Here is a 15,036-nt window from a genome sequence, read left to right on the forward strand (position 1 = left end):
AGAGACACACCATGTCACACAGAGCCGCTGCCGCACTGGCCCAGGCTGACGACAAGAATGCCGTCTACAAGCGCATCACCCTGCGCCTGATCCCCTTCATCTTCATCTGCTACCTGTTCAACTACCTGGACCGGGTCAACGTTGGCTTCGCCAAGTTGCAGATGCTCGACGCCCTGAAGTTCAGTGAAACGGTCTACGGCCTGGGCGCCGGGATCTTCTTCATCGGCTACGTGCTGTGCGGCGTGCCCAGCAACCTGGCGCTGACCCGCTTCGGCCCACGGCGCTGGATCGCCCTGATGATGATCGCCTGGGGCACGCTGTCCACCTGCCTGCTGTTCGTCACTACGCCAACCCAGTTCTACACCCTGCGCCTGTTCACCGGCGCTGCCGAAGCCGGCTTCTTCCCTGGCGTGGTGCTGTACCTGTCGCAGTGGTTCCCGACCTTCCGCCGCGGCCGGATCATGGCCCTGTTCATGTCGGCGATCCCGGTCTCGGGCCTTTTGGGCAGCCCGTTCTCCGGCTGGATCCTCAACCACTTCGCCGCAGGCCAGGGCGGCCTCGCCGGCTGGCAGTGGATGTTCCTGCTGCAAGGCATTCCGACGGTGGTGCTGGGTGCCCTGGCGTACTTCCTGCTCAGCGACGGCTTCGCCCACGCCAAGTGGCTGAGCCCGGCCGAGCGTGCGGTGCTGGAGGCCGACCAGGCCGAAGATGCCGCCAACCAGCCCAAGACTGCCAGCGACTCCCTGGCCCAGGTGTTCAAGAACCCGGCGATCTGGGCCTTCGGCCTGGTCTACTTCTGCATCCAGAGCGGGGTCTACGCCATCAACTTCTGGCTGCCGTCAATCATCAAGAACCTCGGTTTTGCCGATAACCTGGTGATCGGCTGGCTCAGCGCGATTCCCTACCTGCTGGCGGCCGTGTTCATGCTGCTGGTGGGACGTTCGGCGGACCTGAACAAGGAGCGCCGCTGGCACCTGGTGGTGCCGATGCTGATGGGCGCCGTGGGGCTGCTGATCGCGGTGAACTTCGCCGCCAACCCGGCCATCGCCATCCTCGGCCTGAGCATCGCCACCATGGGCGCCCTCACCGGCCTGCCGATGTTCTGGCCAGTGCCTACGGCGCTGCTCAGCGCCGGGGCGGCTGCCGGTGGCCTGGCATTGATCAACTCCATGGGCCAGATGGCCGGTTTCCTCAGCCCCTACATCGTCGGCTGGGTCAAGGACAGCACTGGTTCCACCGATGCCGCCTTGTACCTGCTGGCGGCCGTGATCGTCGCCGGCGCCCTGTTGGCCCTGCGCATGACCCGTACCTTGCATCGCTGAGCCCCGGCTGCGGCAAAAGCCCGTTCGAGCATCGGCTGGAACGGGCTTTTTTCGTGGTGGGGGTCAGTCCGGTGCGCCAGGGTGCAGGGCGTAATCATGACTGCTGGCCAACGCCCCCGATGCCGGGGCATCCAGTTCCAGCACCAGGCCCCCGGGCAGGCGCACGAAGATCTGCCAGAGACCATCTTCCGGCACCTGCGCCACCTGGTGCTCAAGACCGCTGGCTTGCACCCGCAGCAAGACCGCTGCGGCGGCCTCCTGGGTGCTGAAGGCGATATGGCTCAGCTGTGGCGTGGGGCAAGCGTCCTGCTCGATGACATGCACCAGCGCCTGATCATCCTGGTACAGCCAGCGCCCGGGGAACGGAAACGGCGGACGGCGGCCCGCATGCAGCCCCAGTAGTTCGGCAAAGGCCTCAGGCAGCGTCGAGCCACCATCGGTGTTGAAGGCCAGGTGGTCGAAGCGCCAGTTCACAACAGGCCTCCGCCGTCGACATCGAGCAGGCTGCCGTTGATGAAGCCGTTCTCCATGGCCAGGATGAAAGCCGCCGCCACCTCCCCCGGCTCCCCGACCCGGCCGACCGGCAAGCTCGCGGCCGCCTTGGCGAACATCGCCGCGCGGGCATCGGCGGACATGCCAGCGTAGGCCTCGGTATCGGTGATCCCCGGGCTGATGACGTTCACCCGCCGTGGCGCCAGCTCCTTGGCCAGGTGCTTGCCCAGGGCATCGAGGGCGGCATTGAGGGTGGTCTTGAGTACCTGCCCGGGGACCATCTTGCGCGACAACATGCCCGAGGTCAGGCTGATGCTGCCCCGGGCCGCCAGGTACGGCAGTGCAGCCTGCACGGCCCGCCATACGCCCCAGAACTTGACCTCGAAAGCCCGCTGGGCATCGTGCAGGTCGGTGTCGGCCAAGGGGTTGGGAACGATGGCCGGGCCGGCGCTGATCACCAGGTGCTCGAAGCCGCCCACGGCCTGGAACAAGGCCTCCAGGCTGGCGCTGTCGGTGATGTCCACGCTCAGCGCCCGGGCCGACTCCGGCAGGCGTGCCTGCTGGCGCTGCAAGGCCTTAAGATCGCGCCCGGCCAGCACTACCCGGGCGCCACGGGCGGCGGCCTGGTGCGCCACGGCGGCGCCGATGCCACTGCCGGCCCCGATGACCACGACGGTCTGCTGGTGCAAGCCTGGATTGGAAAGAGTCATTGCGATCACCTGTTGTGAAGGAAAGGAATTACATCTTCACAGCTTGCCAATCGGAGAAAAATCCGCTTAAAACGCAAAGATCTTTAAAGGATTTTTATCAATGAGCTCGATCCTCGACCTGGAGATCTTCGTTCGCATCGCCGACGAAGGCAGTATTTCCGCAGCGGCGCGCAGCCTCGGCATCACCGCGGCGGCCGCCAGCATCGCCTTGAAGCGCTTGGAAATCCGCCTGGGCAGTCGCCTGCTGGCCCGTTCCACCCGCAGCCTGCGCCTGACCCCGGAGGGCCGCCGCTACCTGGACAGCGTGCGCCTGGCCCTGGCCACCCTGGAGGATGGCGAACAGGCGCTCAGGCAACAGGGCCAGGGCCTATGCGGCGTGCTGCAGCTGTCGGCCCCTTCGGATTTCGGGCGCAACGCGTTGCTGCCCTGGCTCGACGAGTTCAAGAACCAGCACCCGCAACTGCGCCTGCAACTGCAGCTCAACGACCGCCATGCCGACCTGTTCCGCGAGAGCGTGGATGTGGCCCTGCGCTTTGGCGTGCCCGGGGATTCCAGCCTGGTGGCCCTGCCGATCCTGGCCGTGCATCACCGGGTGGTCTGCGCCAGCCCGCAGTACCTGGCCCGCCATGGCACACCGCAAGTGCCCGAGGACCTGGCCGGGCACAGCGCCCTGCTCTACCTGCGCGATGGCCAGCGCTACGACCTCTGGCGCTTCAGCCGGGACGACCAGGTGCGAGAGATCCAGGTGCGCGGCGACTACGCGTGCGACGACGGCGAGGTGGCCCGGCGCTGGGCCCTCGCCGGCCATGGCCTGGTCTACAAGGCCCGACTGGATGTGGCCGAGGACCTTCGCGCCGGGCGCCTGGTGCCGCTGCTCACGGACTGGCAAGGGGAGCCACTGCCCTTCAACCTGCTGTGCCCGCATCGCTTGCAGGTGTCCGAGCGGGTGCGCCTGCTGCACGGGTTCCTGGTCCAGCGCTGTCGTGAACTGTGTCCATGACAGGCATTGCCCTGGTAGGTGGTTCTGGTATTTGATGCTCGGTCCCAACGGCCAAAACTCCGGCCACCTCTCTAGCACAAGGACTTCGCACCATGAGCTATCGCCTCCTCGGCCACTCCGGCCTCAAGGTTTCCAGCCTGACCCTGGGCACCATGATGTTCGGTGAGCAGACCAGCACCGAAGACTCGCTGCGCATCATCGACAAGGCCTGGGACCAAGGGATCAACTTCATCGATACCGCTGACGTCTATACCCAGGGCCGCTCCGAGGAAATCGTCGGTGAAGCCATCGCCAGGCATCGCCATGAGTGGGTCCTGGCCTCCAAGGTCGGCTTCGGCCCCACGGACGGCGTGCCCAACCGTAGCGGCCTGAGCCGCAAGCACATCTTCAATGCCATCGAAGCCAGCCTGACGCGACTGGGCACCGATTACCTGGATATCTACTACCTGCACCGCGAGGACCACGGCACGCCGCTGGAGGTGAGCATTGCGGCCATTGGCGACCTGCTGCGCCAGGGCAAGATCCGCCACTGGGGGCTGTCCAACTATCGGGGCTGGCGGATCGCCGATGCGGTACGCATTGCCGACCAGTTGGGTGTGGAGCGCCCGATCGTCAGCCAACCCTTGTACAACATCGTCAATCGCCAGGCCGAGGCCGAGCAGATCACCGCAGCCCGTGCCTATGGCCTGGGTGTGGTGCCCTACAGCCCGCTGGCCCGCGGCGTACTCAGTGGCAAGTACGCACCCGATGCGGCCCCGGACAGCGGCAGCCGGGCCGGGCGCCAGGACAAGCGCATCCTGGAGACCGAATGGCGCGTGGAGTCCCTGCGCATTGCCCAGCAGATCCAGCAATACGCCCAGGGCCGAGGGGTCGGGATCGTCGAGTTCGCCATTGCCTGGGTGCTCAACAACCAGGCCGTGAGCTCAGCCATCGTCGGCCCTCGCACCGAGGCCCAGTGGGATACCTATACCCAGGCCCTGGCCGTACAGATCAGTACCGAGGACGAGGCCTTCATCGATTCCCTGGTCACTCCGGGGCACGCTTCGACCCCGGGGTTCAACGATGTCAGCCACTTCGTCCCGGGACGCTTCGCCCGCCTGGACTGAGCCGCGCCAGTGGCAGCGCAAGGGTCGCCACCGGCGGCTTCCGAGCGCTGCCTGTGGCACAAACGAAACAATATCCCTCGGGGATGTCGCAAACAGAGCAAAAATTTCGCGCCAAACCCTCTATATTGCCCTCGCTTATTTCCCCTACTCCGTGCGCGCTGCGCATCCGGGTCTTACGAGGACAGTGTGTCGAAAGGTATTGCGTTATCGGTCTTGGCGTCGGTGCTGTTTGCCGTCATGTATTTCTATACGTCGCTGCTGGCTCCCCTCACCGGGGTGGAGATCTTTGGTTGGCGAATGCTCCTCACCCTCCCCTGCATGACCGTGTTCATGCTGTTGACCGGTGAATGGCGACGGGTCGGCGAAGTGTTGCGCCGGGTACGCGACACTCCAGTCATGGCCCTGGCGCTGCTGTTGTCCTCGGCCCTGGTAGGTGTGCAGTTGTGGTTGTTCATGTGGGCACCGCTCAACGGCTACAGCCTGGATGTGTCCCAAGGTTACTTCCTGCTGCCGCTGACGATGATCCTCACCGGACGCATCGTCTACGGCGAACACCTGTCCTGGTTGCAGAAGGTCGCCGCGTTCCTGGCGTGCGTCGGCGTACTCAACGAGCTGTACCAGGTGGGCAGTTTCTCCTGGGCGACCCTGGTGGTGGCAGTGGGTTACCCACTGTATTTCGTCTTGCGCCGGCGCTTGCAAAGCGATCATTTGGGCGGCCTGTGGCTGGACATGGCGTTGTTGATACCGGTGGCGCTGTGGTTCGTGCAAAGCGGTGAACAAGGCTTCGCCGTGCTGGAGGCCTACCCCCGCCTGTACCTGTTGATTCCCTTGTTGGGCCTGATCAGCGCCTCGGCCCTGGTGTGCTACATCATCGCCAGCCGCCAGCTGGCCTTCAGCCTGTTCGGCCTGCTCAGCTACGTGGAGCCGGTGCTCCTGCTGTGCGTGGCGCTGCTGCTGGGAGAAAGCATCAAGGATGGGCAATGGCTGACGTACGTGCCGATCTGGCTGGCGGTAGTGGTGCTGATCATCGAGGGCGCACGCCATCTGCTGCGCCAGCGTCGCCGGTGATGCTCTTGAAGGCGGGTAAAAGAGCCTGGGGCAAGGCCCCGAGGGCCTGAGTGCAGCCGCCCCCCTGACTGAAGCACGGCCACGGCCGTGCCAAGCTTCGTCAGGGTTTGATCTGCTTCAGTTCGTTGAGCAGGGCCAGCAGGGCCTGCATCTTGTCTTCGCCGAACTGCTGCTGGATCCTCTGGTAGTTGACCTCCATGTCGTCGCTCATCGACTCGAAGCAGGTGTGGCCCCTCTCGGTCAGGGTAATGAACAGGCGGCGCTGGTCTTCCGGGGATTTGCGCCGACTGACGTATTCGTCACGCTCCAGGCGGGTCAGCACTCCGGTCATGCTCGGCGGCAGGATGCAGGCCATCTTCGCCAGCTGGTGACTCTCCAGTTCGCCGTTCTGGCGCAGGATGCGAATCACCCGCCATTGCTGCTCGGTCAGGTCGTGCTGGTTCAGGGAAGGACGGAAAAACGCCATGGCGGCCTCACGGGCCTGTAGCAGGGTCAGGGTCAGGGAAGGTCTGGGTGTTTTCATCGCGGCACAGGTCAGGGCTGGGAAACAAAGGCGAGAACATTAACACATTCACAATCGCCAACCGACAGGCAAAACAAAGCCCGGCCAGGAAAGACCTGGCCGGGCTCTGGATTCAGGCCTTGTGGGGATTACTCGGTAGCGAGCACGCCACGACGTACCTGGTCGCGTTCGATCGATTCGAACAGCGCCTTGAAGTTGCCCTCGCCGAAGCCATCGTCGCCTTTACGCTGGATGAACTCGAAGAACACCGGGCCCATCAGGGTTTCCGAGAAGATCTGCAGCAGCAGGCGCTTGTCTTCTTTATCCGACGCACCGTCGAGCAGGATCCCGCGCGATTGCAGTTGATCAACCGGCTCGCCGTGGTTTGGCAGGCGACCTTCGAGCATTTCGTAGTAGGTATCAGGCGGTGCGGTCATGAAGCGCATGCCGATCTTCTTCAGGGCGTCCCAGGTCTTGACCAGGTCGTCGGTGAGGAAGGCCACGTGCTGGATGCCTTCGCCGTTGAACTGCATCAGGAACTCTTCGATCTGGCCTGCGCCCTTGGACGATTCCTCGTTCAGCGGGATGCGGATCATGCCGTCCGGAGCGGTCATGGCCTTGGAAGTCAGGCCGGTGTACTCGCCCTTGATGTCGAAGTAGCGGATCTCGCGGAAGTTGAACAGCTTCTCGTAGAAACCGGCCCAGTAGGCCATGCGCCCGCGATACACGTTGTGGGTCAGGTGGTCGATGATCTTCAGGCCCGCACCTGGTGGGTTGCGGTCCACGCCTTCGAGGAACACGAAGTCGATGTCATAGATCGAGCTGCCTTCGCCGTAGCGGTCGATCAGGTACAACGGCGCGCCGCCGATGCCCTTGATCGCCGGCAGGTTCAGCTCCATCGGGCCGGTGGCGACGTGGATCGGCTGCGCACCCAGTTCCAGGGCGCGGGCGTAGGCCTGCTGGGCGTTCTTGACGCGGAACGCCATGCCGCATACCGACGGGCCGTGTTCTGCGGCGAAGTAGGAAGCGATGCTGTGGGGTTCGTTGTTGAGGATCAGGTTGATCGCGCCTTGGCGATACAGGTGCACGTCTTTTGAACGATGGGTCGCGACTTTGGTGAAACCCATGATCTCGAAGATCGGCTCGAGGGTATTGGGGGTGGGCGATGCGAATTCGATGAATTCAAAGCCCATCAGGCCCATCGGGTTTTCAAAGATATCTGCCATGGTTGGCGCCTCATCATATTTTTAGAATTAACGGAACGTTAGTTGCTATCAATGCTGAGGAAGGCAGGTGGTGCGCAGGAAATGCCCCGCACGCTGCGCGCGAGGAAGTCACCATAGATGAGTTGGAATCCGAGAATCTTCATATCGGTCCTGTCTTGCCGGCTGGCCAGGCTTCTGCTGCCAGAAGACTTTATTATTGTATGCGTAACCAGATTCTACACAGCGTAAAAGCCTTTGTCCGCACTCTTTATAAAATCGTCTTTCTTGCCCCGCTCGCAAGGGGTTTGTTGCACTGGTAGATGCCTCCCAGGATCAACGCTGCGCCGAACGCCATCACCAGGCTCAGTTGCTCCCCGAGCAGCACGGCACCGAGGATCACCGCTGTCAGTGGATTAAGGGCGATGAACACCCCAGAGCGGGTTGCTCCGATTCGCCGCAAACCGTCGTAGTACCAGATGTAGGCCAGCGCTGAACCCAATACGCTCAGGTACAGCAGGCTCAAGCCCTGGGCCAGGTCCAGGCCACGCACTGCCTGCAGGTCGAACTCGCCGCGGGCCAGGGTCGCGGCGCACAACATCAAGGTGCCCATCACCACCGAGTAGGTCACCGTCTGCAAGGGCCCCAGGCTCTGGTTCAAGCCCTTGGAAAACAGCGAGTACACTCCCCAGCCCAAGACACAGCCAAGGATCAGCAGGTCACCCCGCCAGCTCCCTGCCTGGCTGATCAAGGCCGAGGGATCACGGCTGCAGATCACCAGGGCCGCGCCCCCCAGGCACAGGGAGATCCCCAGCAGCTTGCGTCGACTCAAGCGCTCCTTGAACAACGCCCAGGACGCCAGGGCGATCACCGCCGGGTTCAGCGCGACGATCAACGAGGCCCGCGAGGCGTTGATCTGCTGCAGGCCCAGGAAGAAACACAGGTTGTAGAAGAAGATTCCGAAAAAGCCCAGCACCGCCAACTGGCCCAGTTGCCGAAGGCTCGGGCGGGCCAGCGGGATGCGTGCAATGGCCATGAAGCCAAGCAGGGCCAGGCTGGCCAGGAGAAACCGCAGGCTGGCGGCCAGCAACGGCGATAGCCCCGAGGCCAGGTAACGTCCCGCCACGAAGGTGCCGCCCCAAATCATGGTGACCGCCGCCAGCTTGCAGTACACCGTCAGGTCGCTATGCCTGGCCACCAGGGAATCACGAACGCTGCTTTCACTCATATTCATCGCACTCGGGAGAAGGGTTTGTATTGCCAGCTCATTCTTTGTCTAATACCCAATCATCGTAAAATGAGCTTTTACTCATGACCCTGACCCAGTTGGAAATCTTCTCCCGGGTAGCCGAACTCCAAGGGTTCACCAGCGCTGCAACGCGCCTGGGCATCAGCCAGTCGGCCGTGTCCCATGCCATTCGCGCCCTGGAACAGGAGCTGGGGGTCGAGCTGTTCCACCGGCACCAGGCCCAGGTCGAACTCACCGATATTGGCCAGCAATTGCTGACACGTGCCCGGGGCATGCTCGGCCTGGCAGCGACGTTGGAACAGGAGGCAGCCGATGCCCGGGGCATGAAGCGTGGCACCTTGCGCATCGGTTCGTTCGGCCCTAGCTCTTCCATCCGGCTGCTCCCCCCGATCCTCGCGCAATTTCGCAGCCAGTACCCGGGCATCGAGGTGCACATCGACGAGGGGCCGGATCGACAGGTCCTGCAGTGGCTGGAGGAGCGGCGCATCGATCTGGGTTTCGTCGTGCAGCCCCTGGAACGCTTCGATACCTTTGCCCTGGCGGAGGATCAGTTGGTGGCACTGCTTCCAGCCGAGCACCCGCTGGCCCAGGAACCCCAGGTACGCCTGGAACAGTTGTGCAACGATCCATTCGTGCTGACCGAGGCGGGGTCCTCAGAGCTGGTTTCGCGATTGTTCATCGGTGCCGGGCTCAAACCCAATATCCGCTATCGCTGCTCACAATTGCTCAGCACCCTGGAAACCGTGGCACGAGGCGACGCTTTGAGCATCGTCGCCCAGTTGTCATTGCCCCAAGGGACAGATCCACGTTATACAAACCGGCCACTGGAACCGACAGTGCAACGCAGGATCGCCATCGCGGTGCTGGACCGACGCCAGTCCTCACCTGCAACGCTGGCCTTCATCGACCTTGCCCAACGTCTCTATGGCCAGGCAAAGCCGTCTATCCTGCGATGATTGCAATACCGGCTCCCAAGCGGCATCGCGTCGCGCCCCTCCCCTGCCACAGGTCCGACCCATGCCGCTGACCGCCAAAGGTCCACTTACACACGCCACCCGCAGTTTCTGGACCCTGATGGCGATACTCCTGCCGATCGTGCTCGGTGCCGTCATTCTCTATTTCCAGGCGCAACGTACGCTGCTGCGCTCCAGCCTGGAAACCGCCGAGGAGGCCATCGAGCAGTTCGACCAGATGCTGGACTACACCGACAGCGCCACCCGCGCGTTGCTGCCCCTGGCCGGGCAAGATTGCAACGCTGCGCAGCAACTGGCGCTGCGCGAACAAGTCACCCGTCTGCCGTGGGTGCGCTCCACCAACCTGGTATGGCGCAACAACAACTATTGCAGTTCCTACCTGGGCAACTACGCCGCGTTCCTCGACCCCGGGAACTATGTGGATGGCCGGCTACAACTGATGGACGGCAACCATCTCACTCCCGACACCCCGCTACTGGTCTATCGCTTGAGTGACGGGGAAGGTGCTGCGCTGGCGGCCATCAACGGTTATCACCCGACCAATACCCTGCGCATGCTCAACCGCTTCGCCCAATTGCACTTGCAAGTGGGCCAGCATTGGCTGTCCAGCGACGGTCAGGTGCGCGATGGCATTGCGCCACGGGCCGCCGTAGCCAATCAATACCTGGAGTCGTCGCGCTACCCTTATAGTGTCGACGCCGGCTTTGCCGAAGGCAGTGTCTGGCACTACATGAGGAGCCAGTACCCGGCGCTGTTCAGCTTGCTGATCTTTCTCGGAACCGCCGCAGGCGCCCTCGCCCATTGGCTGCAAAAACGTGCCGTCTCCCCTAGCCATGAACTGCGCAGGGCGCTGGGAGCCCGGGAGTTCATCCCGTACTTCCAGCCGGTGGTGCGTAGCGATAGCTTGCAATGGGCGGGTATCGAAGTGTTGATGCGCTGGCAGCATCCCAGGGAAGGATTGGTGCGTCCGGACCTGTTCATTCCCTTCGCCGAGCACACAGGGCTGATCGTGCCCATGACGCGCTCGTTGCTGCAACAGACTCGGGAGGTCCTGGTGCCCTGCGCCGCAGACTTCATCGATGGTTTCCATATCAATATCAACATCACCGCCCGCCATTGCCAGGATTTGCAATTACTGGAGGATTGCCGGGAGTTTCTCGCCGCGTTCGCGCCGGGCAAGGTGATCCTGGTGCTGGAGCTGACCGAACGCGAGCTGATCGAGCCCACTCCCGTCACCCAGCAATTGTTCAGCGCGCTGCACGAACTGGGGGTGATGATTGCCATCGACGATTTCGGCACCGGGCATTCCAGCCTGGGCTATCTGCGCAAGTTCAATGTCGATTATTTGAAGATCGACCAGAGCTTCGTTGCCATGATCGGCGCCGACGCGCTGTCGCTGCATATACTGGACAGCATTATCGAACTCTCGATCAAACTCGATCTAGGTATAGTCGCCGAAGGAGTTGAAACTCCCGAACAGCGTGACTATCTGCTGGACAAAGGCGTGCATTTTCTCCAGGGCTACTTGTTTGGACGGCCAATGCCCAGCAAGGAGTTTGTTAGGAGCATCGCGCGCCATTAAATAGCCATACCTGAAAATAACGCTCGACACACAACTCAAGACCTGCACCGATTTGTATCAACTGGCAAATAGTCGATGAGCAAGAACAACATGATTTACTCTCGGCGCATTAACTACTACAATTTTTCATGCCTGTACAAAATTCACAGGTAGGCCACTTAATCGAACCTTAACCAGTTCATGGCTTATAGCTTTGTTTGTGGTTTGTATCAGCCAAAAATAGACTATTGGAGTGAAGATATTGTCCAGACTTGCTGAATTTCGTGCTGCTGAAAAAGCACTTCAAGAACAGCTCGCCCAGCTTGAGTCGCTGAAGAACGACGCCGGCCTCAAGAAGGAAATCGAGTTCGAGGAAAAACTCCAGGCCCTGATGAAGTCCTACGACAAGAACCTGCGTGACATCATCGCGATCCTCGATCCAAACCTGGGCAAGGCCGGCTTGCCGCAGGCCAATGCGCCTAAACAGCGCCGCGCCCGTGTGGTCAAGGTCTACCAGAACCCGCACACCGGTGAACTGATTGAAACCAAGGGTGGCAATCATCGCGGCCTGAAAGCCTGGAAAGAGCAGTACGGTGCCGCCACTGTGGACTCCTGGCTGCGCGCTTGAACAAAGCCGCACTCTGTCAAAGGCCCCGCATATGCGGGGCTTTTTACATTCATCAGAATATTCTTATTGCTATCTGCATCTAAGGAAATATCGGCTGCACATCACCCCGCCCTACTGCCTCGAGGCCGCGCTACAAGCGGCCTGCAATAAGGCCAGGCGGCGAGCAACTTCTTGCTTAGTACCTTTTCGATAACGAACCTGTAACACGCGAAAATCAAAGCCCTGACCTTGGAAACCCATTTAAAGTTTCAGGTTATTTCGTATCGCGAGTATTTCTTCCCGACTATCGGTATAAGCCGTCGCCTGGCCGGCGTATGAAAGTACATAGGCCTTATCTCCATCCAACGCCGCCACCAATGTTTGCGACAGTACATGCCGGCCGTTCTGGGTAATGGTGCAAGTGGTCTCCAATCCATCGAGACGACTCAACTGCGCAGCGTGGATCTTGTTGCACACACTCTGATAACCACCTTGGGCAAAATCCTTTTGCACCGATTTGCGCATCTCCAACAACACCCCCTGAAGATTGACCACATGCCCACTAGCGACCTGAGTCATGGTCAACTCCATGACCATTTGCGGATTGCCTGCTGCGTCATTCTTCACCGCCCGCTGCCGGGAAACCTTGGTCGTCGGGTCCTCACCCTCGGAAGGTATCGGCTCCACGATCCAACCCTGGGGCCAGGCGATCTCTGGATCGGCTTGCACTCCAGTGGCCAGCATGACCAGGAACAGCGAAGCGATCCGGCATTTAAACGACTTGATCATGTGAACGCACACCAAGGGAACGAACCTGGAAGTCTGAGCCTGGCGCCAGGAATGGGCAATACATCAGGAGCTTTGGGTTTGGCGCCATCCCAGGCAGTTGCGTATCATTGCCCCATCCCAAGGATGTCCGAACCATTGCCTGGCAAGCAGTTGCCCGAGCCCGAGCAACTCCTTGCACTTTTTTCAGGAGGGCCCATGAGCCTCAACGAACTCAATACCTTTCCCGGCGTGACAGCCCAGCCCGATGCCGCTACTGCCCGCTTCGTCTTCAACCACACCATGCTGCGAGTCAAGGACATCACTCGCTCCTTGGATTTCTACACTCGTGTCCTGGGGTTTTCCCTGGTAGAAAAACGTGACTTCCCTGAGGCCGAATTCAGCCTGTATTTCCTTGCGCTGGTGGACAAGGCACAGATTCCGACAGAGGCCGCTGCGCGCACCGAGTGGATGAAGTCGATCCCCGGCATTCTCGAACTGACTCACAACCACGGTACCGAGAACGATCCTGAGTTCGCCTACCATAACGGCAACACCGACCCACGCGGTTTCGGCCACATCTGCATCTCGGTACCGGATGTCGTCGCTGCCTGCGAACGTTTCGAAGCACTGGGCTGCGACTTCCAGAAACGCCTGACCGACGGTCGCATGAAGAGCCTGGCCTTCATCAAGGACCCGGATGGCTACTGGGTCGAGATCATCCAGCCTGCTGAGCTGTAAGCCCCCCACCCTTTCCAGGGGCAATAAAAAACCCCATGAGCCCGGCTCATGGGGTTTTGTTTTACCTGGGCTGGCTATCAGGCCGGCGCAGAGGTCCGGATCAGGTGGTCGAAGGCACTCAGGGATGCCTTGGCCCCCTCGCCCACCGCAATCACGATCTGCTTGTACGGCACTGTGGTCACGTCACCTGCTGCGAAGACCCCCGGCAGCGAAGTCTCACCACGTGCGTCGACAATGATCTCGCCCCGCGGCGACAGCTCGACCGCCCCCTTGAGCCAATCAGTGTTAGGCAACAGGCCAATCTGTACGAAGATGCCTTCCAGGTCGACGGTATTGAACTCTCCCGAGTCGCGGTCCTTATAGACCAGGCCGGTGACCTTCTGGCCATCCCCCTTCACTTCACTGGTCAAGGCACTGGTGATGACCTTGACGTTCGGCAAGCTGAACAGCTTGCGCTGCAACACCGCATCGGCGCGCAGCTTGCTATCGAACTCCAGCAGGGTGACGTGACTGACAATACCGGCCAGGTCGATAGCCGCTTCGACACCGGAGTTGCCACCACCGATCACCGCCACGCGCTTGCCCTTGAACAACGGGCCATCGCAGTGCGGGCAGAAGCACACGCCCTTGGCCTTGTACTCCTGCTCGCCCGGCACACCCATTTCCCGCCAGCGGGCACCCGTGGCCAGGATCAGCGACTTGGCCTTGAGGCTGGCCCCATTGGCGAACTGCACTTCATGCAACCCACCGACTTCGCTAGCCGGAACCAGGGCGCTGGCACGTTGCAGGTTCATGATGTCGACGTCGTATTGGCGGACATGCTCTTCCAGGGCCGCTGCCAGTTTCGGGCCTTCTGTTTCTTGTACCGAGATGAAGTTCTCGATCGCCATGGTATCCAGGACCTGGCCACCGAAACGCTCGGCAGCAACCCCCGTACGAATGCCTTTGCGGGCAGCATAGATGGCAGCTGCAGCGCCAGCCGGGCCACCGCCGACCACCAGCACATCAAAGGCTTCTTTGGCGCTGAGTTTCTGCGCTTGCTTCTCCACCGCGCCGGTGTCGAGCTTGGCGAGAATTTCTTCCAGGCCCATGCGACCCTGGCCGAAGTTCACACCATTGAGGTAGATGCTGGGCACGGCCATGACTTTGCGCTCGTCCACTTCAGCCTGGAACAAGGCACCATCGATAGCGACATGGCGGATATTGGGGTTGAGTACCGCCATCAGGTTCAGCGCCTGGACCACATCCGGGCAGTTCTGGCACGACAGCGAGAAGTAAGTCTCGAAGTGGAATTCGCCCTTGAGCGAACGGACCTGCTCGATCACTTCCGCACTGGCCTTGGACGGATGACCACCTACTTGCAGCAGGGCCAGTACCAGGGAAGTGAACTCGTGGCCCATGGGGATACCCGCGAAACGCAGGCTGATATCACTCCCCGGGCGATTCAACGAGAACGATGGCTTGCGCACATCGGTACCGTTGTCGAGCAAGGTAATTTGATTGGAAAGACTGACGATGTCTTTGAGTAACGCGAGCATTTCCTGGGATTTCGCACCGTCGTCGAGGGAGGCAACGATCTCGATCGGCTGTGTGACCCGCTCCAGGTATGACTTCAACTGAGATTTAAGATTGGCGTCCAACATACGGGCGATTTCCTTTGATTCGATAAAAAAACAACGCCCGGGCGAATCTCGCCCGGGCGTTATTTGAGGGCGGTGCGGCTTACTTAAGTGCGGA

The 15,036-nt window shown here is 61.2% G+C and carries 15 protein-coding genes; 8 read left to right on the forward strand and 7 right to left on the reverse strand.

Annotated elements, in window-relative coordinates:
- Window positions 1–11: 11 nt before the first annotated feature.
- Window positions 12–1,322, forward strand: coding sequence for an MFS transporter (locus I9018_RS17885; RefSeq protein WP_124347815.1), 1,311 nt, complete (start codon window positions 12–14; stop codon window positions 1,320–1,322).
- Between the two features lie 63 nt (window positions 1,323–1,385).
- Here I9018_RS17885 and I9018_RS17890 read toward each other — a convergent pair whose 3' ends face one another.
- Together I9018_RS17890 and I9018_RS17895 are read right to left on the reverse strand one after the other, a co-directional pair.
- Entirely contained in the window at window positions 1,386–1,796 is a 411-nt protein-coding gene (locus I9018_RS17890; protein WP_124347816.1) for a hypothetical protein, read from the reverse strand.
- The gene (locus I9018_RS17895) at window positions 1,793–2,524 is read right to left on the reverse strand and encodes an SDR family oxidoreductase (RefSeq protein ID WP_241107052.1); all 732 of its coding nucleotides are present in this window, start codon (window positions 2,522–2,524) and stop codon (window positions 1,793–1,795) included. Before I9018_RS17895 ends, I9018_RS17890 begins: the two co-directional genes overlap by 4 nt.
- Before the next feature lie 100 nt (window positions 2,525–2,624).
- On the opposite strand from I9018_RS17895, the gene I9018_RS17900 reads away from it, so the two are divergent.
- From I9018_RS17900 to rarD, 3 genes are all read left to right on the forward strand, one after another.
- Window positions 2,625–3,524 (forward strand): LysR family transcriptional regulator, encoded by a 900-nt coding sequence (locus I9018_RS17900; RefSeq protein WP_241107053.1) that lies wholly within the window; start codon window positions 2,625–2,627, stop codon window positions 3,522–3,524.
- 92 nt (window positions 3,525–3,616) lie between these two features.
- Window positions 3,617–4,630, forward strand: coding sequence for an aldo/keto reductase (locus tag I9018_RS17905; protein WP_241107054.1), 1,014 nt, complete (start codon window positions 3,617–3,619; stop codon window positions 4,628–4,630).
- Between the two features lie 186 nt (window positions 4,631–4,816).
- Window positions 4,817–5,698, forward strand: coding sequence for an EamA family transporter RarD (gene rarD / locus I9018_RS17910; RefSeq protein ID WP_068588151.1), 882 nt, complete (start codon window positions 4,817–4,819; stop codon window positions 5,696–5,698).
- A 100-nt stretch (window positions 5,699–5,798) separates the two neighbouring features.
- On the opposite strand, the gene hpaR is transcribed toward rarD, so the two are convergent.
- From hpaR to I9018_RS17925, 3 genes are all read right to left on the reverse strand, one after another.
- Entirely contained in the window at window positions 5,799–6,221 is a 423-nt protein-coding gene (gene hpaR / locus I9018_RS17915) for a homoprotocatechuate degradation operon regulator HpaR (protein ID WP_068588147.1), read from the reverse strand.
- Between the two features lie 128 nt (window positions 6,222–6,349).
- The gene (hppD, locus tag I9018_RS17920) at window positions 6,350–7,426 is read right to left on the reverse strand and encodes a 4-hydroxyphenylpyruvate dioxygenase (RefSeq protein ID WP_022639100.1); all 1,077 of its coding nucleotides are present in this window, start codon (window positions 7,424–7,426) and stop codon (window positions 6,350–6,352) included.
- Window positions 7,427–7,673: 247 nt separating this feature from the next.
- Window positions 7,674–8,630: an EamA family transporter gene (locus I9018_RS17925; protein ID WP_241107055.1), complete on the reverse strand. Its 957-nt coding sequence runs from the start codon at window positions 8,628–8,630 to the stop codon at window positions 7,674–7,676.
- Between the two features lie 83 nt (window positions 8,631–8,713).
- Here I9018_RS17925 and I9018_RS17930 point away from each other — a divergent pair, with 83 nt between their 5' ends.
- The 3 genes from I9018_RS17930 to I9018_RS17940 all read left to right on the forward strand — a co-directional run bounded on the left by I9018_RS17930 (window position 8,714) and on the right by I9018_RS17940 (window position 11,814).
- Entirely contained in the window at window positions 8,714–9,607 is an 894-nt protein-coding gene (locus tag I9018_RS17930) for a LysR family transcriptional regulator (RefSeq protein ID WP_241107056.1), read from the forward strand.
- A gap of 61 nt (window positions 9,608–9,668) precedes the next feature.
- Window positions 9,669–11,207 carry an EAL domain-containing protein gene (locus tag I9018_RS17935; RefSeq protein ID WP_241107057.1) on the forward strand — a complete coding sequence of 513 codons (1,539 nt, stop codon included), beginning with the start codon at window positions 9,669–9,671 and terminating at the stop codon, window positions 11,205–11,207.
- A 241-nt stretch (window positions 11,208–11,448) separates the two neighbouring features.
- Window positions 11,449–11,814 carry a histone-like nucleoid-structuring protein, MvaT/MvaU family gene (locus I9018_RS17940; RefSeq protein ID WP_068580765.1) on the forward strand — a complete coding sequence of 122 codons (366 nt, stop codon included), beginning with the start codon at window positions 11,449–11,451 and terminating at the stop codon, window positions 11,812–11,814.
- Window positions 11,815–12,054: 240 nt separating this feature from the next.
- Here I9018_RS17940 and I9018_RS17945 read toward each other — a convergent pair whose 3' ends face one another.
- A complete protein-coding gene (locus I9018_RS17945) occupies window positions 12,055–12,582 on the reverse strand; it encodes a DUF4946 domain-containing protein (RefSeq protein WP_241107058.1) in 528 nt (175 codons plus the stop codon).
- Window positions 12,583–12,777: 195 nt separating this feature from the next.
- Here I9018_RS17945 and gloA point away from each other — a divergent pair, with 195 nt between their 5' ends.
- Window positions 12,778–13,299, forward strand: a complete 522-nt coding sequence (gene gloA / locus I9018_RS17950) for a lactoylglutathione lyase (RefSeq protein WP_068580758.1) — start codon at window positions 12,778–12,780, stop codon at window positions 13,297–13,299.
- A 77-nt stretch (window positions 13,300–13,376) separates the two neighbouring features.
- Here gloA and ahpF read toward each other — a convergent pair whose 3' ends face one another.
- On the reverse strand, window positions 13,377–14,942 hold the full coding sequence (gene ahpF, locus I9018_RS17955; RefSeq protein WP_241107059.1) for an alkyl hydroperoxide reductase subunit F: 1,566 nt from the start codon (window positions 14,940–14,942) through the stop codon (window positions 13,377–13,379).
- Between the last annotated feature and the right edge of the window lie 94 nt (window positions 14,943–15,036).

Origin of the sequence: Pseudomonas sp. MPFS (assembly GCF_022537035.1) — a bacterium.
Lineage (GTDB): Bacteria > Pseudomonadota > Gammaproteobacteria > Pseudomonadales > Pseudomonadaceae > Aquipseudomonas > Aquipseudomonas sessilinigenes.

Excerpts from the sequence above, each read along its gene's own strand:
- I9018_RS17905 (WP_241107054.1), top strand. The coding sequence starts at position 3,617 with ATGAGCTATCGCCTCCTCGGCCACTCCGGCCTCAAGGTTTCCAGCCTG.
- I9018_RS17900 (WP_241107053.1), top strand. The coding sequence starts at position 2,625 with ATGAGCTCGATCCTCGACCTGGAGATCTTCGTTCGCATCGCCGACGAA.
- I9018_RS17895 (WP_241107052.1), bottom strand. The coding sequence starts at position 2,524 with ATGACTCTTTCCAATCCAGGCTTGCACCAGCAGACCGTCGTGGTCATC.
- I9018_RS17925 (WP_241107055.1), bottom strand. The coding sequence starts at position 8,630 with ATGAGTGAAAGCAGCGTTCGTGATTCCCTGGTGGCCAGGCATAGCGAC.
- I9018_RS17885 (WP_124347815.1), top strand. The coding sequence starts at position 12 with ATGTCACACAGAGCCGCTGCCGCACTGGCCCAGGCTGACGACAAGAAT.
- I9018_RS17930 (WP_241107056.1), top strand. The coding sequence starts at position 8,714 with ATGACCCTGACCCAGTTGGAAATCTTCTCCCGGGTAGCCGAACTCCAA.
- hppD (WP_022639100.1), bottom strand. The coding sequence starts at position 7,426 with ATGGCAGATATCTTTGAAAACCCGATGGGCCTGATGGGCTTTGAATTC.
- I9018_RS17935 (WP_241107057.1), top strand. The coding sequence starts at position 9,669 with ATGCCGCTGACCGCCAAAGGTCCACTTACACACGCCACCCGCAGTTTC.
- hpaR (WP_068588147.1), bottom strand. The coding sequence starts at position 6,221 with ATGAAAACACCCAGACCTTCCCTGACCCTGACCCTGCTACAGGCCCGT.
- I9018_RS17945 (WP_241107058.1), bottom strand. The coding sequence starts at position 12,582 with ATGATCAAGTCGTTTAAATGCCGGATCGCTTCGCTGTTCCTGGTCATG.
- ahpF (WP_241107059.1), bottom strand. The coding sequence starts at position 14,942 with ATGTTGGACGCCAATCTTAAATCTCAGTTGAAGTCATACCTGGAGCGG.
- gloA (WP_068580758.1), top strand. The coding sequence starts at position 12,778 with ATGAGCCTCAACGAACTCAATACCTTTCCCGGCGTGACAGCCCAGCCC.